The organism is Ruegeria sp. G5, assembly GCF_056533365.1.
Genome location: NZ_JBQFOK010000007.1, coordinates 132,675 through 151,649 on the forward strand (window position 1 = coordinate 132,675; position 18,975 = coordinate 151,649).

Annotated in this window: 20 protein-coding genes; 13 read left to right on the forward strand and 7 right to left on the reverse strand. The window is 57.9% G+C overall.

The annotated features are described in order from the left end of the window. The first annotated feature begins 1 nt into the window (after window position 1). The 5 genes from ACR0BD_RS13585 (at window position 2) to rarD (ending at window position 6,513) form a co-directional block, all read left to right on the forward strand. Window positions 2-1,054, forward strand: coding sequence for an alcohol dehydrogenase family protein (locus ACR0BD_RS13585; RefSeq protein WP_480831194.1), 1,053 nt, complete (start codon window positions 2-4; stop codon window positions 1,052-1,054). A 12-nt stretch (window positions 1,055-1,066) separates the two neighbouring features. Beyond that, window positions 1,067-1,960 carry a homocysteine S-methyltransferase family protein gene (locus ACR0BD_RS13590; protein ID WP_480831197.1) on the forward strand — a complete coding sequence of 298 codons (894 nt, stop codon included), beginning with the start codon at window positions 1,067-1,069 and terminating at the stop codon, window positions 1,958-1,960. 9 nt (window positions 1,961-1,969) lie between these two features. Continuing rightward, window positions 1,970-2,917: a GlxA family transcriptional regulator gene (locus tag ACR0BD_RS13595; RefSeq protein ID WP_480831199.1), complete on the forward strand. Its 948-nt coding sequence runs from the start codon at window positions 1,970-1,972 to the stop codon at window positions 2,915-2,917. An 89-nt stretch (window positions 2,918-3,006) separates the two neighbouring features. Then, on the forward strand, window positions 3,007-5,460 hold the full coding sequence (locus ACR0BD_RS13600) for a GcvT family protein (protein WP_480831200.1): 2,454 nt from the start codon (window positions 3,007-3,009) through the stop codon (window positions 5,458-5,460). Between the two features lie 147 nt (window positions 5,461-5,607). Then, window positions 5,608-6,513, forward strand: a complete 906-nt coding sequence (rarD, locus tag ACR0BD_RS13605; RefSeq protein WP_480831202.1) for an EamA family transporter RarD — start codon at window positions 5,608-5,610, stop codon at window positions 6,511-6,513. Here the strand turns inward: rarD and ACR0BD_RS13610 are convergent. Next, window positions 6,504-7,208, reverse strand: coding sequence for an SGNH/GDSL hydrolase family protein (locus ACR0BD_RS13610; protein WP_480831203.1), 705 nt, complete (start codon window positions 7,206-7,208; stop codon window positions 6,504-6,506). The two genes, rarD and ACR0BD_RS13610, sit on opposite strands and share 10 nt — an antisense overlap. Before the next feature lie 2 nt (window positions 7,209-7,210). Beyond that, window positions 7,211-7,621 (reverse strand): nuclear transport factor 2 family protein, encoded by a 411-nt coding sequence (locus tag ACR0BD_RS13615; RefSeq protein ID WP_480831205.1) that lies wholly within the window; start codon window positions 7,619-7,621, stop codon window positions 7,211-7,213. A 99-nt stretch (window positions 7,622-7,720) separates the two neighbouring features. On the opposite strand from ACR0BD_RS13615, the gene ACR0BD_RS13620 reads away from it, so the two are divergent. Next, the gene (locus tag ACR0BD_RS13620; RefSeq protein ID WP_480831207.1) at window positions 7,721-8,368 is read left to right on the forward strand and encodes an RluA family pseudouridine synthase; all 648 of its coding nucleotides are present in this window, start codon (window positions 7,721-7,723) and stop codon (window positions 8,366-8,368) included. Window positions 8,369-8,370: 2 nt separating this feature from the next. On the opposite strand, the gene ACR0BD_RS13625 is transcribed toward ACR0BD_RS13620, so the two are convergent. Further along, window positions 8,371-8,556 carry a hypothetical protein gene (locus ACR0BD_RS13625; RefSeq protein WP_480697958.1) on the reverse strand — a complete coding sequence of 62 codons (186 nt, stop codon included), beginning with the start codon at window positions 8,554-8,556 and terminating at the stop codon, window positions 8,371-8,373. Window positions 8,557-8,657: 101 nt separating this feature from the next. Here ACR0BD_RS13625 and ACR0BD_RS13630 point away from each other — a divergent pair, with 101 nt between their 5' ends. The 4 genes from ACR0BD_RS13630 (at window position 8,658) to ACR0BD_RS13645 (ending at window position 11,643) form a co-directional block, all read left to right on the forward strand. Beyond that, complete coding sequence (locus ACR0BD_RS13630) at window positions 8,658-9,350, forward strand: helix-turn-helix transcriptional regulator (protein WP_480831209.1); 693 nt, start codon at window positions 8,658-8,660, stop codon at window positions 9,348-9,350. Between the two features lie 117 nt (window positions 9,351-9,467). Continuing rightward, window positions 9,468-10,139: a YiaD family glycine zipper/OmpA-like lipoprotein gene (locus ACR0BD_RS13635; RefSeq protein ID WP_480831210.1), complete on the forward strand. Its 672-nt coding sequence runs from the start codon at window positions 9,468-9,470 to the stop codon at window positions 10,137-10,139. Between the two features lie 114 nt (window positions 10,140-10,253). After that, on the forward strand, window positions 10,254-10,796 hold the full coding sequence (locus ACR0BD_RS13640; protein ID WP_480697955.1) for an NADPH-dependent FMN reductase: 543 nt from the start codon (window positions 10,254-10,256) through the stop codon (window positions 10,794-10,796). Between the two features lie 49 nt (window positions 10,797-10,845). Further along, window positions 10,846-11,643 (forward strand): HTD2 family dehydratase, encoded by a 798-nt coding sequence (locus ACR0BD_RS13645; RefSeq protein WP_480831212.1) that lies wholly within the window; start codon window positions 10,846-10,848, stop codon window positions 11,641-11,643. Here ACR0BD_RS13645 and ACR0BD_RS13650 read toward each other — a convergent pair. Continuing rightward, window positions 11,635-12,669, reverse strand: coding sequence for an NAD(P)/FAD-dependent oxidoreductase (locus tag ACR0BD_RS13650; RefSeq protein WP_480831214.1), 1,035 nt, complete (start codon window positions 12,667-12,669; stop codon window positions 11,635-11,637). The genes ACR0BD_RS13645 and ACR0BD_RS13650 overlap by 9 nt on opposite strands. A gap of 55 nt (window positions 12,670-12,724) precedes the next feature. Between ACR0BD_RS13650 and mnmC2 the strand changes: the two genes are divergently transcribed. Together mnmC2 and ACR0BD_RS13660 are read left to right on the forward strand one after the other, a co-directional pair. Next, window positions 12,725-13,390, forward strand: coding sequence for a tRNA (5-methylaminomethyl-2-thiouridine)(34)-methyltransferase MnmC2 (mnmC2, locus tag ACR0BD_RS13655; RefSeq protein WP_480831216.1), 666 nt, complete (start codon window positions 12,725-12,727; stop codon window positions 13,388-13,390). After that, a complete protein-coding gene (locus ACR0BD_RS13660; RefSeq protein ID WP_480697951.1) occupies window positions 13,387-14,256 on the forward strand; it encodes a DMT family transporter in 870 nt (289 codons plus the stop codon). Before mnmC2 ends, ACR0BD_RS13660 begins: the two co-directional genes overlap by 4 nt. Here the strand turns inward: ACR0BD_RS13660 and ACR0BD_RS13665 are convergent. Further along, entirely contained in the window at window positions 14,230-16,194 is a 1,965-nt protein-coding gene (locus ACR0BD_RS13665; protein WP_480831293.1) for a lytic transglycosylase domain-containing protein, read from the reverse strand. The genes ACR0BD_RS13660 and ACR0BD_RS13665 overlap by 27 nt on opposite strands. A gap of 134 nt (window positions 16,195-16,328) precedes the next feature. Here ACR0BD_RS13665 and dapA point away from each other — a divergent pair, with 134 nt between their 5' ends. Next, window positions 16,329-17,201, forward strand: a complete 873-nt coding sequence (dapA, locus tag ACR0BD_RS13670) for a 4-hydroxy-tetrahydrodipicolinate synthase (RefSeq protein WP_480831219.1) — start codon at window positions 16,329-16,331, stop codon at window positions 17,199-17,201. A 97-nt stretch (window positions 17,202-17,298) separates the two neighbouring features. Here the strand turns inward: dapA and ACR0BD_RS13675 are convergent, their stop codons facing one another. Together ACR0BD_RS13675 and ACR0BD_RS13680 are read right to left on the reverse strand one after the other, a co-directional pair. Beyond that, complete coding sequence (locus ACR0BD_RS13675) at window positions 17,299-18,171, reverse strand: dimethyl sulfoxide reductase anchor subunit family protein (RefSeq protein ID WP_480831220.1); 873 nt, start codon at window positions 18,169-18,171, stop codon at window positions 17,299-17,301. Continuing rightward, complete coding sequence (locus tag ACR0BD_RS13680) at window positions 18,171-18,920, reverse strand: 4Fe-4S dicluster domain-containing protein (protein ID WP_480697948.1); 750 nt, start codon at window positions 18,918-18,920, stop codon at window positions 18,171-18,173. Before ACR0BD_RS13680 ends, ACR0BD_RS13675 begins: the two co-directional genes overlap by 1 nt. Window positions 18,921-18,975 lie beyond the last annotated feature (55 nt).

An 18,975-nucleotide genomic window follows, 5' to 3' on the forward strand; every position in this document is an offset into this window, starting at 1 on the left:
CATGGCTGAACCAAGCATCATGCAAGGTGTTTATCTGACCCGCCACGGCGGGCCAGATGCACTGGAATGGCGCACGGATATTCCAGTGCCGCAACCCGGTCCCGGGCAAGTTCTGGTTCGGGTTGCGGCGGCGGGGGTAAACAACACCGATATCAACACGCGCGTCGGCTGGTACTCGTCTGACGTCACCGGCGCGACGGACGCGGTGGATCAGGATGTCGATGCTGGCGGCTGGGGCGGCGCGCTACAATTTCCACGGATTCAGGGCGGCGATTTGTGCGGCATTGTCGAGCGGGCTGGCCCAGAGACCGGGTTTAAACCCGGCCAGCGGGTAACCTGCCCGATCAATCTGCCGCGTCCTCTGCCGGGTAACCCGACGGGGTTTATTGCCTTGGGATCAGAAATAGACGGGGCTTTTTCGCAATATTGCGTGGTCGATGCATCGGATCTTTATGACGTCACGGATTCGCCCCTGTCAGATGTCGAGATTGCAGCGATCCCCTGCGCCTTTGGAACGGCGGAAAACCTGCTGACACGGGCAGAGGTGACAGCCGGGCACAAAGTTCTGATCACCGGTGCGTCCGGTGGCGTTGGTCTGGCAGCGGTACAACTGGCTGCGCTGCGCGGTGCGACTGTTTGGGGCGTCACCAGTGCCGCCAAAGCGGATGTTGTGAAAGGACAGGGCGCGGTTGCAACCTTTGACCGAGATGCCGCCCTGCCGCCTGACACATTCGATGTGTTGATTGATGTTGTCGGTGGTCCAGCTTGGGCGAACCTGATCCTCGCACTCAAACCGGGCGGGCACTATGCGGTTTCAGGTGCCATCGCGGGGCCCATTGTAGAGGCTGATCTTCGCGATATCTATTTGCGGGACATTACTATTCACGGCTGCACACATCAGACCTTTGAGGTTTTTGGCAGACTGGTTGGTCTGATGAATGCTGGTCGCATCAAACCTTTGATTTCAAAAACTTACCCTTTAAAAGACATCGCCAAAGCGCAGGAAGACTTTCAGTCCAAAGCGTTCCCGGGAAAACTGGTTCTCATACCCTGAGGAGGCGACACAATGACAGATATCACTCTTTTGGACGGCTCGATCGGGCAGGAACTGGTCAAACGCAGTCAGGACAAGCCTACGCCGCTTTGGTCAACGCGGGTGATGATGGATCATCCGGATTTGGTTGGTGATGTGCACGTCGAGTATTTCCGGCGTGGTGCCACCATCGCGACGACCAATACCTACGCAATCCACCGATCTCGGTTGGAGCGTGTGGGCCTTGAAAACCAATTGAGTGATCTTGTCGACCAAGCCCTGTCGCAAGCCGAGCGTGCCCGCGACACGTTTGGCGGCCGTATCGCCGGTGCTTTGGGGCCTTTGTTGGCCACCTATCGCCCGGATCTCAAGCCCGACATAGAAGACGCGGCCCAGAAGTTTGGAGAGCTGGTCGGTTTGATGACGGATCGGGTAGATTTGTTCGTGATCGAAACCGTCTCATCCCTGCAAGAGGCCGAAGGCGCGCTGCGCGGCACACAGAAAACCAGTAAGCCAGTTTGGCTGGCGTTGTCGGTTATGGATGATGACGGAACGCGCCTGCGTTCGGGTGAACCTTTGGCGGATATCGCGCCGGTCGTCGCACGCTATGATCCTGAGGCCGTGCTGATCAACTGCACCCGCCCCGAATCCGTTGAGCTCGCTTTGAATATCCTCAAAGATATGGGGCGGCCTTTCGGGGCCTATGCGAACGGTTTCACAGGGATTACCAAAGGGTTTCTCGAAGACGCGCCAACTGTTGATGCCTTGCAGCAGCGCCAGGATCTGGGCCCCGAGGAATACGCCAGATTTGCCATGACCTGGGTCGAGCAGGGGGCCACGATTGTAGGCGGGTGTTGCGAAGTTGGCCCGGACCACATCGAAACGCTTGCGAATGCCCTGCGCGCGGCTGGGCACAAAATAGTCTGAGGTGCCGTGATGGGGGCGCAGCAACACTTCGATATACTGGTCGCCCCCGGCTATGTCCTGCTGGAACTGGCATCACTGGTCGAAGTGTTGCGGTTGGCCAATCGGGTGTGTCCGCATCCTCCGTTCACCTATACTTATCGTTCCCTCAAAGGAGGTCCGGTTCTCAGCAGCAGCGATGCGATGATCCAGACCGAACGCGTTCCTGCGCAACCCAAGGCGGATTATCTTTTTGTCATTGGCAACTCTGACCCCGATCAGCCTGACCTGTCGCTGGGTCGTGTTGTAACCGACTACACCTATCGCGGTGCTCAGGTGTTTTTGCTGGCGGAAGCTGCCAGTCGCTATATCGACGAAAACGGCACCGCGGACATGGCGACGCATTGGGAAAACGCGTCTTTCTTGCGCGAGCGAGGGGCCAGGTTCGAAGCAAAACTGTCGATTGCCACCGAAGCGGGATCGGTCGTGACCTGCGCAGGTATGGAGGCCACGACTGACGTCGCTCTGGCGGTGATCGGGCGGCACATTTCCGGGCCCGCAAAGATGACAGTTGCGGATATCATGCTGCACGAAAACATTCGCGACTTTGCGTCCATGCAGCCGTTTTCCGGAACCCGTACAACGGCCACGGGGGATGCCAAGCTGGATCAGTGCATCAAGTTGATGCAAGCGAATATCGAAGATCCTTTGCCGATCCACGAAATCGTCGAGGCGCTGGATATTTCCAACCGGTCGCTCGAGCGTAAGTTCCGGACATTCTTTGGGACCACGCCCAACGGATTTTATCGGGAAATGCGCTTGGCAAAAGCCAACAACCTGCTGCTGAACACCACAATGAGTGTTCGAGAAATCGGGATGGCCTGCGGTTTTCCCAATGGATTTTCATCGGTCTACAAAAGCTTTTTCGGGATCACGCCCTTTGTTTTGCGGCGCGAAAAACGCGCTGCGTCACATCGGTGATTTTCGTCAGATTCGTGACGCTTTTGATGCATTTTTTGTCGATCTTTCGTGGCAATTTGACCCAAACCTGACACAGCGGAGATTTCAGGATGGTTGATCTTCCCAGCAAGGCCCGAGTGGTCATCATCGGTGGTGGCGTCATTGGATGTTCGGTCGCGTATCATCTGACCAAGAAGGGTTGGAATGACGTTGTGCTGCTGGAACGCAAGCAATTGACCAGCGGCACCACATGGCACGCGGCAGGGCTGATCGCGCAGCTTCGGGCCACCGCGAACATGACGAAACTGGCCAAGTACAGCCAAGAGCTCTACGGCTCTCTCGAAGAGGAAACGGGTGTCGCCACAGGTTTCAAGCGTTGCGGCTCGATCACGGTTGCCCTTACGGAAGAGCGTAAGGAAGAGATCTATCGTCAGGCGGCAATGGCCCGTGCCTTTGGCGTCGAAGTTGAAGAAATCTCGAACGAGCGCGTCAAAGAGATGTATCCGCATCTGAATGTCGACGACGTCAAAGGCGCCGTTTATCTGCCACTGGACGGGCAGGGCGACCCGGCGAATATCGCGTTGGCCTTGGCCAAGGGCGCAAGGCAGCGTGGCGGTATCGTCAAGGAACGCGTCAAGGTCACAGATATCGTCAGGCAGGGCCGCACTGTAACGGGTGTGGACTGGGTTGCAGATGACGGCAGTGCTTCGGGTCATATTGAATGCGACATGGTCGTAAACTGTGCCGGTATGTGGGGGCACGAGGTGGGCCGGATGGCCGGTGTGAACGTTCCGCTTCACGCCTGCGAGCATTTCTACATCGTGACCGAGGGGATCGACGGCCTGACCCAGCTACCAGTGCTGCGTGTTCCGGATGAATGCGCATATTACAAAGAAGACGCAGGTAAAATTCTGCTGGGCGCGTTCGAACCCAATGCTAAACCCTGGGCCATGAACGGCATCCCCGACAGTTTCGAGTTCGACCAGTTGCCCGAAGACTTCGACCACTTTGAGCCTATCCTCGAGGCTGCGGTAAACCGCATGCCGATGTTGGCCGAAGCGGGCATTCATACATTCTTCAATGGTCCCGAAAGCTTTACGCCGGATGACGCCTATCACCTGGGCCTGGCGCCTGAGATGGATAACGTCTGGGTGGCCGCCGGGTTCAATTCGATTGGCATCCAATCCGCGGGTGGGGCCGGTATGGCCCTGGCTGAGTGGATGGATTCTGGCGAGAAACCCTTTGACCTGGGCGACGTCGACATCAGCCGGATGCAGCCCTTTCAAGGAAACAAGCAATATCTCTTTAAACGTTCGAAAGAGACGCTGGGCCTGCTTTATGCTGATCACTACCCGTATCGGCAAAAGGCCACTGCACGCGGAGTGCGGCGAACACCGTTCCATCACCATCTGAAGGAACAGGGTGCAGTCTTCGGTGAGCTGGCCGGATGGGAGCGCGCCAACTGGTTTGCAAACGAAGGTCAGGAGCGGGAATACCAATATAGCTGGAAGCGCCAGAACTGGTTCGAAAATTCGGCCGCCGAACACCGCGCCGTGCGCGAGAATGTGGGCATGTATGACATGTCCTCTTTCGGCAAAATCCGTGTGGAAGGCCCGGATGCCGAAGCGTTCATGAATTATATCGGCGGTGGTGACTATGCGGTTCCGACAGGAAAGATCGTCTATACGCAATTTCTGAACCGGACGGGTGGCATCGAAGCGGATGTGACCGTAACCCGACTGTCAGAAACCGCATATCTGGTTGTAACCCCAGCGGCCACGCGTCTGGCCGATCAAACCTGGATGCAGCGCCATGTCGGCGAGCATCGCGTTGTCATCACAGATGTGACCGCGGGCGAAGGCGTTTTGGCTGTCATGGGGCCAAACGCGCGCGCGTTGTTGGAAAAGGTCTCACCCGCTGATTTTTCGAATGCGGTAAATCCGTTTGGCACCGCACAGGAGATCGAGATTGGCATGGGTCTCGCCCGTGCGCATCGCGTGACTTACGTGGGTGAACTTGGGTGGGAGATCTATGTCTCCTCAGACATGGCAGGTCACGTGTTTGAGACGCTGCATGAGGCCGGACAGGACATGGGTTTGAAACTGTGCGGGATGCACATGATGGACAGCTGCCGGATCGAAAAGGGGTTCCGCCATTTCGGCCACGACATCACCTGCGAGGATCACGTGGTTGATGCCGGGCTTGGTTTTGCGGTCAAAGTCGACAAGGGCTGCGACTTTATCGGGCGCGAAGCGGTCATAGCACGCAAGGAAAGTGGGCCCAAGAGCCGCCTGGTGCAGTTCCGACTGTCCGAGCCCGAGCCGCTTTTGTTCCACAACGAGCCGATCGTACGCGACGGTGAATATATCGGTTACCTGAGTTCGGGGAACTACGGTCACACGCTGGGGGGTGCAATCGGTATGGGCTATGTCCCTTGCGAGGGCGAGAAGGCTGCGGATGTCGTTGCCTCCAGCTATGAGATCGACGTTTGCGGGGTGAAGGTAAAAGCCGAAGCGTCGCTAAAACCAATGTACGACCCGAAATCCGAGCGCGTTAAAGTTTAATCAAAAGGTCGGGGCGCGAATGCGCCCCGGCTCGATTTTTGGAAGGCGACGTATCAATAAACCTGATGTGTCGCATCACAGTTTCCGCAGTTCCCAAGCGAACCCGATTTGCCGTAAACACGGCCGGCATAACCCCGGGGACCTGGTATGGCGAACGCATCTATCCTTTCGCAAAACGTGGATACGCCAAAGGGTCTGGCATTGGCTCTGGCCGCCTATGTCATGTGGGGGTTCCTGCCGCTTTACATGAAAGCGATGGCGCATATCGGCCCTGTTGAGGTTGTGGCCCACCGGATCATTTGGTCTGTTCCTGTTGCAGGTTTGCTGCTGATCGCATTGGGCCGAACGCAAGATCTGAAGGCCGCTTTGAAAAACCCAAAGATGCTGGCTATGGCGTGCCTGACGGCGGGGCTGATCTCGGTCAATTGGGCGATATACGTCTGGGCCATCGCCAGTGGTAACACGCTGGACGCAGCGCTTGGGTATTACATTAACCCGCTGTTCAGCATTGCTTTGGGTGCGCTGTTACTGCGCGAGCCATTGAACAGAACACAGATGATTGCCGTCGGTCTGGCGGCCGTCGGCGTGCTGGTTCTGATAATACAGGCCGGTAGCCTGCCTTGGGCGGCGCTTGGTTTGACGATCAGTTGGGGCTTCTACGCCTTTTTCAAAAGGTCGCTGCCGATCGGCCCCAATCAGGGCTTCCTGCTGGAGGTTTTGATACTTTTGATCCCGGCGCTGGCCTATGTGACATGGCAGGGGGCTACAGGGACCGGGCATTTCGGTTGGGCGGTCGAGGACACGGCGCTGCTGGCTGGTGCGGGGTTGGTGACGGCAATTCCGCTGCTGGTTTATGCCAACGGGGCCAAGCTTGTGCGACTGTCGACCATGGGCATTCTGCAATACATCGCACCAACGATGATCTTCATTACCGCGATTGCCGTTTTTGGCGAACAGATTGACCAAGGGCGCATGATCGCCTTTCCTCTGATCTGGTCGGCTTTGGTGGTGTACTCGATCCCAATGATCCGCCAGCTTCGAACTCAGTCCTGACGCAACACTCGGGCGGCTTCTTTCGCCCATATCGCATATGTTCTGGGGCTGGGATGGTATCCGTCTGGCGCAGCTAACGCCGGGTCGTCGGGTAGGTTCAGGGTCAAGTGACGAGCCTGAGGATACTGTTCGACAACCTGTTTCAGGCCCATGTCCAGCCGTGCAGCCTGTCGCCCAAGTACCCACGCGAGCGGTTGGGGTAAAGCTGGAAAGCGATCCATCTGGGGAACGGCCGTTACGACCGCCCTGCGCACTTTCATCCTGTCAACCAACAGCTGCAGCAGCCTTGTTTGCCGTTCGATGAACTGTTTGCATGTGACGCCTCGCGTGACGTCGTTCACCCCCAGCGCGGTGACGGCCACGTCAAACTCTTCGTCTGCCAGCTTCAAACGCTCAATCGTGTCATGGGTCGTATGCCCGGTCGTCGCTTTTAGCTGCCATTCGACGGTGTAATGTCGTGACAGCTCTCTTACCAAACACCCGGATAAGGCCTGAGCCTGTGTTCCGGCCCCGACACCCGCTGCCGAACTGTCGCCCGCGATCAACAAACGCAGCCGCGGCCCGCGACCGGCCCGACCTGTACGAGGGCCAGAGGGTTCCGGCAGCAATTGCGCGCTGCGTCGTACCGTCAGCCCCTGAATCGCCAAGACGGGTAACAAGGGCACGCGCAGCAGCTGATCGGGGGCCAGCGGCATAGTCAGCTCAATGCGTTTTTGTATTCAAGAAACCTGGGGTCGGTCATCACACGGGCCATCATCGCCTCACGCAAGGCTCCGATGGTTTTGTAGGGGCGCATGACGACCTCGAAATCCTGAATCAACCCGTCATCGTTCAGGGTGATCAGGTCAACGCCAACCGCGTCCAGATCGCCGACCTTGCACTGAAATTCCAACGCCCAATCTTTTCCCTCGCCCATGATCCGGCGATATCGAAACTCTGAAAACACTTGCCCCACATGGCCCAGAACTGCGGCCACGGGCGCGCGGCCGGTCCATGTGCTGTAATAGGTTGGCGGAGAAAACCGCACGTCATCTGCCAGTAACGCGTGGATCAGGCTTTCATCGCCCTTAGCGACGACCTCTTGCATGCGTTCGATTGTGGGATGCACTTTTTCCTCCTCCGACCTGTTTCGTCAGAGTTGCGGAACCAATCCGATCAGGCAAGGCCGACGTTGCGGGAGGTTGCCCCTTGCGTTAGGCAGTGCCGCATGACTGAGACTTACGCCCCTCCGACCACGCCGCTGGACGTGTTGCATGAAGATGCGCAGCTGATCGTGGTCAACAAGCCCTCGGGGTTGTTGTCTGTGCCTGGGCGTGGGGAGCATCTGGCGGATTGCCTGCTATCGCGGGTTCAGGTCGCTTTTCCTCAGGCCTTGCTGGTGCACCGGCTGGATCGGGATACCTCGGGCGTTATGATCTTTGCCCAAACGCCTCATGCGCAGCGACATCTGAGTATGCAGTTCGAAAAGCGACAGACCCGCAAGACCTATGTCGCGCGCGTCTGGGGGCACATCGCGGCCAAAACAGGGACGGTTGATCTGCCCCTCATTGTGGACTGGCCCAACAGACCGCGCCAGATGGTTTGCCACGAAACAGGCAAGCCAGCCGTGACGGACTGGCGCGTGGTCAAACACGAGGGCGCAACGACCCGTGTGCGGTTATTCCCACAAACCGGGCGGTCTCATCAGCTGCGTGTGCATATGTTGGCGTTGGGCCACCCAATTTTGGGTGACCCTTTTTATGCCGAAGGTGATGCGCGCGATTACCCGCGTCTGATGTTGCATTCCGAAGAGCTGCGGTTGAAACACCCTGATGGCGGCGCATCCATGAAATTTCGCGCAAAGGCTGATTTCTGATCCTATGCAGTTCGGGTCCAGAAAACCTTGAGGTTTCCCAGAGAAAACCGTCTGGCGCGGTTACGAGGCTCACAAGGTTGGCGGGCCGCCATGATCTCTCGCTCAATCTCGAAAGCACGCAGACGATGGTCCTGAGACCAGCGCCCTAGCTGAAGGGTCATCATGACGTGATTATCCAGATTTGGCATGGCTAAACTCCTGTTGAATGATCCAAATCTGGTGCATCACTGCTGACACCACCTTGTCAGTGGGCTGTGCTAAGGTGTCAGCAGATCAACCGGAGACTGCCATGCGCCGTTCGACCCGCCTGTTTGAAATCATTCAGATCTTGCGCGCTGCAGATGCGCCTGTGACGGCTGAAACCCTTGCTGAAAAGCTCGAAGTCTCGGTGCGTACGGTTTACCGCGACATCGCCGCCTTGCAGGCACAGCGAACCCCGATCGAAGGTGAGGCCGGTGTAGGATACCTGATGCGTCGTGGCTATGATCTGCCGCCGCTCAATTTCGACGCGGAAGAGGTCGAAGCCTTGTGGGTTGGACTATCTATGCTGGCGCGCACGGGCGACAGTACGCTGCAACAGGCTGCAAATCGGGTGTGCCGCAAGATAGACGCCCTGCGTGACCCGGCAGACTGGCTACAGGTTGCCCCTTGGGGCGCGCCTTTGGATGATCCGAACAAAGGCTGTGTTCCCGTCGTGAACTACCGTGAAGCGATCCGAACGGAACGCAAGATCCGCATCACCTACGTCAATGCCGATGAGCTGCGCACAGAACGTATCGTACGCCCGGTTGCTCTGATCTATCATATTGAATGCACGATGCTGGTTGCGTGGTGCGAGCTCAGGAATGGGTTTAGGCACTTCCGCACAGATCGAATTTGGGCCTGTGAATTGATTGACGCCCATTTCTGCGGTCAGGGAGAGCCGCTGCGCGCCATCTGGCAAGAGCAAAACCAATGGGACACGCCTGCAAAGGCGCATTGAACGGCGGGTAACTGCCTATATCACCGTATTGTTGCTTGAGCCTACCGTGGTAGAGCGCGATATACTGGCCCAAACAACGTGGCTCCGTCAAACGGAGCCAGAGCAGAAGGTGAATTCATGACGATTTCCAAGTTTTTTGTATCTGCCGGGCTGTGCTCGGCCATGTTTCTGGGGGCCTGCACGGACCCTGGTACTTTGAACCTTCCGGCTGATCCCAACCAAAACGCCAAACAAGGCGCCATTCTGGGCGGGTTGATCGGTGCTGGCGTCGGTGCGATTGCGAACGACTCAGATCCTTTGCTGGGTGCTTTGGCCGGTGGTGCCATCGGTGCCGCGGGCGGCGGCGTGATTGGCAATCAGTTAGACCGGCAAGCCGCCGAGCTGCGTCAGCAACTGGCCAATGACGGGATTATCATCACCAATGCCGGTGATCGTCTGATCGTAACGGTTCCGAACGATATCACTTTTGACACCGACAGCTCTACCGTTCGTCCGGCGCTGCGGGCGGATCTTGTGCGTGTTGGTCAGAACCTCGTCAACTATCCCAACTCGAATGTCCAGGTCATAGGCCATACCGACAGTGATGGCGCGGCGTCCTACAACCAGGGACTGTCCGAGCGTCGTGCGCGTTCGGTTGCCGATATTCTGCAGGCCAATGGTGTGAACAGTTCAAGGATTACGACGATCGGTCTGGGTGAAAGCCGTCCGGCGGCATCGAACCTTACGCCTGAAGGCAAGGCTCGGAACCGTCGGGTCGATATCGAAATCATCCCGAACGGTCGCACGTAATGTGAAGGGGCGTCAGGGGCGCCCCTTTTTTGCACATTGACTGCGCGTCACAAGGGCTTTGGCCCGCGCGTTTATCGGGCTAACTAAGGGGAAACACCCTAACGGAGTTTCCCCATGTCCGAACCGATCCTTCTGAGCCTGTCGGGTTCCTTGCGTCAAACCGCAACCAACCGCAAACTGCTGCGCGAGGCGGCGCGGTTGTTTTCTCCGGGCACTCATATCGAAGCGGATCTGAACCTGCCGTTGTATGACGGAGATATTGAGAATGGCGAAGGTATCCCCGCCGCGGTTCAAACCCTTTCCGATCAGATTGCGCAGGCCGACGCTGTGATCATTTCGACCCCGGAATACAACAAGGGGCCGTCAGGTGTGCTGAAAAACGCATTGGATTGGGTGAGCCGGACACAGGGCAACCCTTGGGCGAACAAACCCGTGGCGGTTATGTCCGCCGCCGCAGGCCGTGCAGGCGGTGAGCGCGCGCAGATGATCTTGCGCAGCTTTATGGTCCCGTTTCAGACGCGTATCCTGCAGGGCCCGGAAATCCACCTGGCCGACAGTTCCAACGAGTTTGACGAGCAAGGTCGGCTGGTCAGCGAGCGCTATGAAAAAGCACTTGAGACTTTGATGCTGAAACTGCGTTCAGAAGCCGGTTTCTGAACACTCTCAATAGCTTGCCCCTTTGGGGGCGGCAATCTAGCTTGAGGCCATGTCACAAGAAACCCAATCAGACCTGATAGATCCAGCCCGGGCCGCGGCTTTGCAGGTGGCGCTTGGGCTTCCGGTTTCGGTCGGTGCGGGTGTGGCTTTACCTCCGTTTTTTCACCACCTTTATTTCTGGTCGCCGCAACCACCCGAGGGGTTAGGGCGCGACGGGCATCCCAAGGTCGGGGGCCTGATCCCTGACATGGGTTTGCCGCGCAGAATGTGGGCCGGGGGTCGGTTGCAATTCTCCGCCCCCTTGGTTGCGGGCACTCCGGCTGAACGGCGTTCTTCTTGCGAAAGCTCGGCAACGAAATCCGGGCGCAGCGGGCCGTTAGGCTTTGTCACTCTGCGCCATGAAATCTTGCAGGAAGGCGTGCTGTGTCTGACCGAATGGCAGGATTTGGTGTACCGCAATGACCCCGCACCAGATGAAGTTAAACCGATTGCGCCGACGGCGCGCACGGATGCCTCGGATGAAAGGGTTGTATCTTTCGACACGACGCTCTTGTTTCGGTATTCGGCTCTTACCTTCAACGGCCATCGCATTCACTACGACCTCGACTACGCCAGAGATGTTGAGGGATATGCGGGATTGGTCGTGCATGGCCCGCTGTTGGCGCAGCATCTGATGCTGTTTGCACAAGACCAGATGGGGCCATTGGCGCAGTTTTCGTTCCGCGCATCTTCTCCTTTGATGCATTTTGAATCGGCCACACTATGCCGTTCGGGAAGTGATCTTTGGGTGCGCGGCCCGGACGGGCGACAATGCATGAGCGCCAAAGCAGTTCCCAGCTCAGAGTGATGCCTCGGGGCGGAAATCGGCGGGAATACCGTCAACTCCTTCCAGAACTAGATCGGCCATAACTTCGGCCACCTTGGGTGCCATGCCGAACCCGATTTTGAAGCCACCATTGGCGATGAAGTGACCGGGGTATAGTGGGTGTGCGCCCAGCATTGGCGCGCGGCTTTTGCTGCGCGGACGCACACCGGCCCAGCGTTCAATCACCTCGGCCCCGTGCAGCAGTGGCAAGGCGCGGGTGGCGCGATCAATGACGTCGTCCAAGGCAGCGTCAGTGCTGGTGGGGCTGTCATACTCGCGTTCCGATGTTGATCCGATCGCCAAGGTTCCATCCGCGTGGGGTACGATATGCACAGCGTCTGCAAATAGCTGCGGAACCTCACCAGCATCGAACCGCAAAAGCGCCGCCTGACCTTTCACGCCATTGCCTACTGTCTTACCAAAAGCGTCGCTCAGTTCCTGCAACCCGGCGAGGCCAGTGGCATGGACGACGCGCCCGCCATCGGGTGCCTCTTGCACCACCTGCACGCCTAAGACCGCCAGCGCCGCCGTAAGGGCGGCACAGGCTTTGCGCGGGTGCATTCGTGCACTCAGGCTGTCATGAATTACATACCCGGCCGGGCTGGGCGGACACCACGCACCGATGTCGTCAGTGCTGAGGACGGTCCATTCCGCCTTGCCCTGCCACAAGGTGGCGGAGGTTATCGCACGCGCATGCGCCAGTTCAAGCGTGCGGTCATCCGCAATGGGCTGCAACCGACCCAAGCGCGCATATCCGGACGAAACTCCACCAGTCGCCTCAACATGTTTCCAGAATGGCTCAGCCATGATCAGGCTGTCGAACTGAAACGCTTTCTTGGCATTCCAATTCTCGGGTACATGCGGGGCCAATGCACCAACAAGCCCGCCGCTGGACCCGGCTCCGGGGCCGTACGGGTCGATGACCTGAACCTTTGCACCGCGCTTTGCGCAGACCCAGGCAATGGATAGGCCAAAGATGCCCGCACCGCGGACCGTCACATCGACCATTGCCAATCCCCTTTTCATTCTTCAGTGTCGCGCCGCTTAGCTACAGGATTCCCGGATGGCAGACCAGCATGCCGAACTGACGTGGAGAGAGGGCCAGGTCCCAGTCTCGGATCGCTTTGACGATCCCTATTTCTCGTTACAGAATGGGCTTGAGGAAACGCGCCATGTGTTTTTGGCGGGCAATGACCTGCCAGCGCGGTTCGCGCCGGGATTTCGCATAGCCGAGCTTGGGTTTGGAACTGGCTTGAATATGCTGACAGCTTGGTCTGAATGGGAAAAGTCGGGGCAGACCTCGCCTTTGACATTTACCAGTTTCGAAGCGTTTCCGATGCAACAGGCCGATATGGCGCGCGCGCTCAGCGCTTTTCCGGAACTGTCTGACTGGGCTGAACGCTTTCTTGCAGTTTGGCAGGGCGGTCGCTACGAATTGGAAACCCTGCGTCTGGAGGTCATTACGGGCGACGCCCGTCAGACCCTACCGGATTGGTCCGGTCAGGCCGACGCATGGTTTTTGGACGGGTTTTCCCCCGCTAAAAACCCTGAACTGTGGGGCGCAGATCTGATGCAGCATGTCGCCGACCATACGGTGAGTGGTGGTACAGCGGCCACGTACACAGCGGCTGGTTTCGTCAGGCGGGGGCTTTCAGATGCTGGATTTTCGGTTACGCGCACGTCAGGATTCGGTCGCAAACGCCATATGACGCGGGCCACCAAGGCATGACGCAGCAGAACAATACCCGTGCCGGAATTGCGCTGATGATCGCAGCTACGGTGGTGTTTGCGTTACAGGACGGAATCTCGCGCCATCTCGCGGGGACGTATAACACCTACATGGTCGTAATGATCCGCTACTGGTTCTTTGGGGCGTTCGTCGTCGTATTGGCACTGCGAGCGCCCGGCGGGCTTCAGTCGACAGCCCGCACCAGCCAGTTGGGCCTGCAAATACTGCGCGGCGTTCTGTTGGCCGGCGAGGTCTGCGTCGCCGTCTACGCCTTTACCATTCTGGGACTGATCGAAAGCCAGGCGGTTTTCATCTGCTACCCACTGTTGATTGCCGCCCTCAGTGGCCCGGTCTTGGGGGAAAAGGTCGGATGGCGGCGATGGGCTGCAATCGGTGTCGGCTGTGTCGGAGTGCTGGTCATTCTGCAGCCAGGTATGGGCGTGTTTAACCCGTGGGCTGTGATTCCGCTGATCTCGGCCTTCATGTTTGCCATTTACGGCCTTCTGACCCGCTATGCCGCCCGGCGTGACAGCACGGCAACCAGCTTTTTTTGGACCGGTGTCGCAGGGGCGGCCGCGATGACATGCATTGGATTGTGGTTTTGGGAGCCGATGGAAAGCGGTGACTGGGTCTGGATGGGTCTCTTGTGCCTCAGCGGTGCGTTGGGCCATTGGTTATTGATCAAGTGCTACGAGATGGCCGAGGCCAGCGCAGTGCAGCCTTTCGCCTATTTCCACCTGATGTGGAGCGCGATCCTTGGCATTTCGATCTTTGGAGAGGCACTGCGCCCCGCAGTGGTGATCGGGGCCACACTTGTGATTGCTGCAGGTCTGTTCACCCTATGGCGCGAACGACGCCAGAGTTGAGCCGATCAGCTCTTGCGAAAACGGAATCGGCAATGGCGGCTGCCCCAAACGGGCACGGTAAACCGGCAGGCTTTCGGCCACGCGCATGACGTAATTTCGCGTTTCGCTAAAGGGAATGGTTTCGATCCAGTCCACCATGTCGATCTCGCCCGCGCGCGGGTCACCGTACCGTTCCATCCACGAGATCGGACGGCGCGGGCCAGCATTGTAGCCCGCAGCCATCATGACGACGTTCCCATTGAAGTTCGCAGATAGGGTGGACAGGTAATTCGCGCCCAGCTTGGCGTTGTATTGCCAATCGGACGTAAGCTTGCCGGTTTTATGCCCGCTGAGAATCCCCATATTTTTGGCCACCAACTGCGCTGTTGCAGGCATCACTTGCATCAAGCCACGTGCACCGGCCCCGCTGATCACCACTGGGTCAAACTCACTTTCGCGCCGTGCAATCGCCAATGTCATCTCTTTCGCCATCGGCAATCCCAGATCAGCCACGGGATGAACGGGGTAATAGGCCGCTGGCAGCACGACCCCTGTCTTCGCCGCGCGTTTTGCGATCATGACGGCCAGGTGAGGCTCTTTCAGTTCAATGACAAGATCACCCAGCTGATTGGCTTGCGTGGTGTCCAGATCCTCGACCAAGTGGGTCAGAAACCGCTCCGACAGGTTGTCTTCCCCCGCACGCAGCAGCAGAAGCCCAGCTTCCAAGACGCTGGAGGCCGCAAAATCGGCTTGTTTCCAATGTGGCGCCCGCCGGGGGTTGGCCAGTTCGCTGTCAAAGGGACGCCCGATCCGTTCAGCCGCCAGCAGCCCATAGAATGAGGTCTGGTAATCTGCGCCCATTGCATATGCTTCATACGCTTTGTCTGCGTCTCCTTGCGCCGCGTAGGCGCGACCCAGCCAATACCCGCCACGCCCTTTGGAAATCGGCGACTGCACCGCATCCGAGAAATTCTGAAAATGACGAACGGCAGTTGCCGGGTCGTTCAGCTTACGCAGGGCCAGAAACCCGGCCAGCCATTCCAGATCGGCGTAGCCATATCCCATTTCAGGGGTCATGTGGTGATTGGCGGCGATCTGATAGGCCCGTGTCGCGCTGCCGTTGCGCATCTCTAGCCGGGCAAGGCGACGGCGGCCCTCGGCCCATTTGTCGGGCTCACCCAACGCGTCTGGCCCGGTTGAACGTTCCAACATCAGGTCGATTGCGCTGTCATCCAGTTCTTTCTGGTCCCGCCAGACGAACCGATCAAACGCAAGGCCGGGCGCATTGGCCAAAGACTTTGGAACAGCCGCAACCTTGGCGTCTACACCAGGTTGGCGTTTTTGCAGGGCGATGCGCGCCTCGGCCAGTTTGCGTTCATCCGAACTGACCAGTGGCAACATCTGCCCGGCGCTGACAAGGTTTCCATCCCATAACATTCTGTCCAAACGAGCTGAATGGTGGGGTTTCAACAAAGTTGCAAAGTTTTCCAGATAGTTCTTTTGCTGACCGGCCCCCATCGCCATCGTGCGCCACGCGGTCACAAGATCAGCCTCGGCATCCCCCTGACGCCCTTTTGCCTTGAGGGCGACGGCATAGTTCAACGCACCTTCTGCAGTCTGCGGGGGCACGTCCGCATAGAACTTTATGGCCCGGTCGGGATCAGCCCCGGTAAAAGCGGGTTCGCTTTTGCGGCGCAACCAGGCCAACCCGGGCCAATCCGGTCTGCGCTCAAGGAAAACCAGCACATCGCCAGAGCTGCCGAATCCCTCGCGCAGCCAATGCCAGACTATGATGTCACGCGAGACCGACCCGCGTTCGCCCGACTCGCGAAGCGCGGCATTCCAGTCACCTTTGCGCATTTCGGACAATCCAGCCCGCAGATCATCGACTGCGTCTGCCCGGGCAGCGCCGGTTGTTGCCAGAATCACTACTACCAAAAGCGTCAGAACGCGTGTCATGCCTTGCATTTCCCAACCAACCAAGGATAGAGCCATTCAGGATAAACCTTGTGCCGCGGGGATCAACTCACATCGCAAAGATTGTGATGACCTGTGACGCAAAATTTGCCAACCGCGCACAGAAGGAGCGTGTCATGTTCAAAGGCTCAATGCCAGCCCTCGTCACCCCGTTCAGCAACGGCGAGTTGGACCTGAAGACGCTCAAACATTTGGTGGAATGGCACATTCAGGAAGGCTCGACGGGGCTGGTGCCCGTTGGCACCACAGGTGAAAGTCCAACGCTGAGCCATGATGAGCACGAAACCGTCGTCGAGCAGGTCGTTCAGGCCTCTGCTGGTCGCGTGCCGGTGATTGCCGGGGCCGGATCGAATAACACCGTTGAGGCGATCCGCTTTGTACAATTTGCGCAGAAAGTTGGAGCAGACGCCGCGCTGGTGGTGACGCCCTATTATAACAAGCCCACACAAAAGGGCCTGATCGCGCATTTCCGGGCACTGCACGACTGTGCGGATATTCCAATTATCATCTACAATATTCCTGGCCGCTCTGTCATCGATATGACACCCGAAACGATGGGCGAGCTGTCTGAATTGCCACGCATCATAGGGGTCAAAGACGCGACCGGCGATCTGGCCCGCGTCAGCCAACAACGCGCGTCCTGTGGTCCGGACTTTTGCCAGTTGTCAGGCGAAGACGCGACTGCGCTCGGCTTCAACGCACACGGTGGCGTCGGCTGCATATCGGTCACGGCAAACGTCGCGCCCAAACTATGCGCCGAGTTTCAACAGGCTACACTGGACGGCGACTATGTCAAAGCGCTGGAGTACCAAGATCGTCTGATGCCGCTGCATGAGGCCATCTTTATCGAGCCCGGTTTGGTCGGCGCGAAATATGCGCTGAACAAGCTTGGACTGTGCAGCTCCGAGGTCCGTTCGCCACTGACAGAGCTGGATGACAGCACCAAAGCAGCTATCGATGCCGCGCTGCGCCACGCCGGGTTGCTGTAACGCCGTCTTTGCAGGCGCGATCCGAACTTCATCTGGCCAAAAATATCCCGGGGGATGAATTGGTCTGAAAGACCAAGAAGGGGGCTGGCCCCCTTCTTTAGCGTTTGCCGTAGTACAACCCTACGACATGTTCAGCCTGTGCGAAAAACAGCCATCTGGAAACCGCAACCCCGGCGATGTGCGACAGCACGGCCAGTGCAGCAAAAAAATGCCCGAACGGCAAAAGCAACAAGACAACCGGGATCATGAAGGCAAGTACAAACGAGACAACACGCAGCTTTTCCGCATGCTTTCGGCCCACAATATGGACGAATTCATTCAAGAGATAGTTTGTTCCCGTATGCGGCGGTTCAAAGGCACGCACCGTTCCAATACTACCCAAACCGGTTGCTGTCTGTAAATTCGTTCCCGAATTCCCGAAAGCTTTGTCGCCTGCCCACCATGTCAACGCCTGAATGGTCGCCGCAATAACAAGCAATGGGATCGCAAGCGTCACTTGTCCTGCAAGCAATGACCCACCGGCGATACTGTAGCCAAGGAACATTGCAGGCGTGAACTGAGAATTCCAGCGTGGGATAGTCTTGAGCTGTGTGTAGATCATAGATGTCGTAAAGACTGTCGCGACCGAAAACACAGCGCCAATTAACCCCAGAAACGCCCACCGCTGCCCCAGAAAAATCGGACCGAGCGCATAGAGCCCCATGACAATCAGCGCGATGACCGCACACCAGCCTTCGCGACTTAGCCAGCTGGACCGCCATTGGGTGAATGCCTTAAGGGCGCGTTCGGGGTGCCCAAGGTGGAAGGTCGAGGCCATCAACCCACCAACTGACAAGCCAAATGCGATCAAGTAAAAGACAAACGCTACCCAACCCGTAACGTCCGGTAACCCCAGACCCAGAAAAAACAGCAGACCAAAGCCCAGACCAGACAGTGTCGTAAAGATAATAACAGAAGGGGCTGGATGCATCAGAGCTTCTCCAGTGCTTTGTCCAGCCAGCCCAGGAACCCTTTCGGCTCCTCGGCGACGGGGGCCAGCAGGGGGGCCAGAATGTCGATTTGGTCTTCGATCTGATCCTTGGGCCGCGGTGGCAGGTATTTGTTGACGGGTTTGGTGCCCATTTCAGGCATCAGGTCCATGCCCTCGCGTTCGGCTACCAGTTTGCTGACATCGCTGTCAGGGTCGCCGAGATCACCGAAATGACGTGCGCCCGCCGGGCAGGTGCGTACACAGGACGGGACGCGATCTACTTCGGGCAGGTTTTCGTTGTAGATACGGTCGACGCAGAGCGTACATTTCTTCATCACGCCTTCGGCCAAGTCCATTTCGCGCGCGCCATAGGGACAGGACCAGGCGCATAACCCGCACCCGATGCAATCGCTTTCGTTTACGAGGACAATGCCATCTTCGACACGTTTGTAGCTTGCTCCGGTTGGGCAAACCGTCACGCAGGGGGCATCCTCGCAATGCAGGCAGGATTTTGGGAAGTGGATCAGCTGTGCGGGCCCTTGTTCGGGCTGCACTTCGTAGGAATGCACACGGTTCAGGAAAGTGCCTGACGGGTTGCCGCCATAGGCATCCTGATCGGAAAGAGGTGCACCGTAGTTTTCAGTGTTCCAGCCTTTGCAGGAGATCACGCAGGCATGGCATCCAACACAAGTATCCAGGTCGATGACCAGACCCATTTTGCGTTCAGTGGATTCGGGTAGCTGGGTCATGTCAACGAAGCTCCGCTTTGGCGGTTGGGCAGGGGGCCAGCCCCCTCTTGAGCCT

Excerpts from the sequence above, each read along its gene's own strand:
- dapA (WP_480831219.1), top strand. The coding sequence starts at position 16,329 with ATGTTCAAAGGCTCAATGCCAGCCCTCGTCACCCCGTTCAGCAACGGC.
- ACR0BD_RS13660 (WP_480697951.1), top strand. The coding sequence starts at position 13,387 with ATGACGCAGCAGAACAATACCCGTGCCGGAATTGCGCTGATGATCGCA.
- ACR0BD_RS13600 (WP_480831200.1), top strand. The coding sequence starts at position 3,007 with ATGGTTGATCTTCCCAGCAAGGCCCGAGTGGTCATCATCGGTGGTGGC.
- ACR0BD_RS13610 (WP_480831203.1), bottom strand. The coding sequence starts at position 7,208 with ATGCCGCTGGCCCCCGATCAGCTGCTGCGCGTGCCCTTGTTACCCGTC.
- ACR0BD_RS13645 (WP_480831212.1), top strand. The coding sequence starts at position 10,846 with ATGTCACAAGAAACCCAATCAGACCTGATAGATCCAGCCCGGGCCGCG.
- ACR0BD_RS13635 (WP_480831210.1), top strand. The coding sequence starts at position 9,468 with ATGACGATTTCCAAGTTTTTTGTATCTGCCGGGCTGTGCTCGGCCATG.
- mnmC2 (WP_480831216.1), top strand. The coding sequence starts at position 12,725 with ATGGCAGACCAGCATGCCGAACTGACGTGGAGAGAGGGCCAGGTCCCA.
- ACR0BD_RS13650 (WP_480831214.1), bottom strand. The coding sequence starts at position 12,669 with ATGGTCGATGTGACGGTCCGCGGTGCGGGCATCTTTGGCCTATCCATT.
- ACR0BD_RS13680 (WP_480697948.1), bottom strand. The coding sequence starts at position 18,920 with ATGACCCAGCTACCCGAATCCACTGAACGCAAAATGGGTCTGGTCATC.
- rarD (WP_480831202.1), top strand. The coding sequence starts at position 5,608 with ATGGCGAACGCATCTATCCTTTCGCAAAACGTGGATACGCCAAAGGGT.
- ACR0BD_RS13675 (WP_480831220.1), bottom strand. The coding sequence starts at position 18,171 with ATGCATCCAGCCCCTTCTGTTATTATCTTTACGACACTGTCTGGTCTG.
- ACR0BD_RS13595 (WP_480831199.1), top strand. The coding sequence starts at position 1,970 with ATGGGGGCGCAGCAACACTTCGATATACTGGTCGCCCCCGGCTATGTC.
- ACR0BD_RS13665 (WP_480831293.1), bottom strand. The coding sequence starts at position 16,194 with ATGACACGCGTTCTGACGCTTTTGGTAGTAGTGATTCTGGCAACAACC.
- ACR0BD_RS13640 (WP_480697955.1), top strand. The coding sequence starts at position 10,254 with ATGTCCGAACCGATCCTTCTGAGCCTGTCGGGTTCCTTGCGTCAAACC.
- ACR0BD_RS13630 (WP_480831209.1), top strand. The coding sequence starts at position 8,658 with ATGCGCCGTTCGACCCGCCTGTTTGAAATCATTCAGATCTTGCGCGCT.
- ACR0BD_RS13620 (WP_480831207.1), top strand. The coding sequence starts at position 7,721 with ATGACTGAGACTTACGCCCCTCCGACCACGCCGCTGGACGTGTTGCAT.
- ACR0BD_RS13585 (WP_480831194.1), top strand. The coding sequence starts at position 2 with ATGGCTGAACCAAGCATCATGCAAGGTGTTTATCTGACCCGCCACGGC.
- ACR0BD_RS13625 (WP_480697958.1), bottom strand. The coding sequence starts at position 8,556 with ATGCCAAATCTGGATAATCACGTCATGATGACCCTTCAGCTAGGGCGC.
- ACR0BD_RS13590 (WP_480831197.1), top strand. The coding sequence starts at position 1,067 with ATGACAGATATCACTCTTTTGGACGGCTCGATCGGGCAGGAACTGGTC.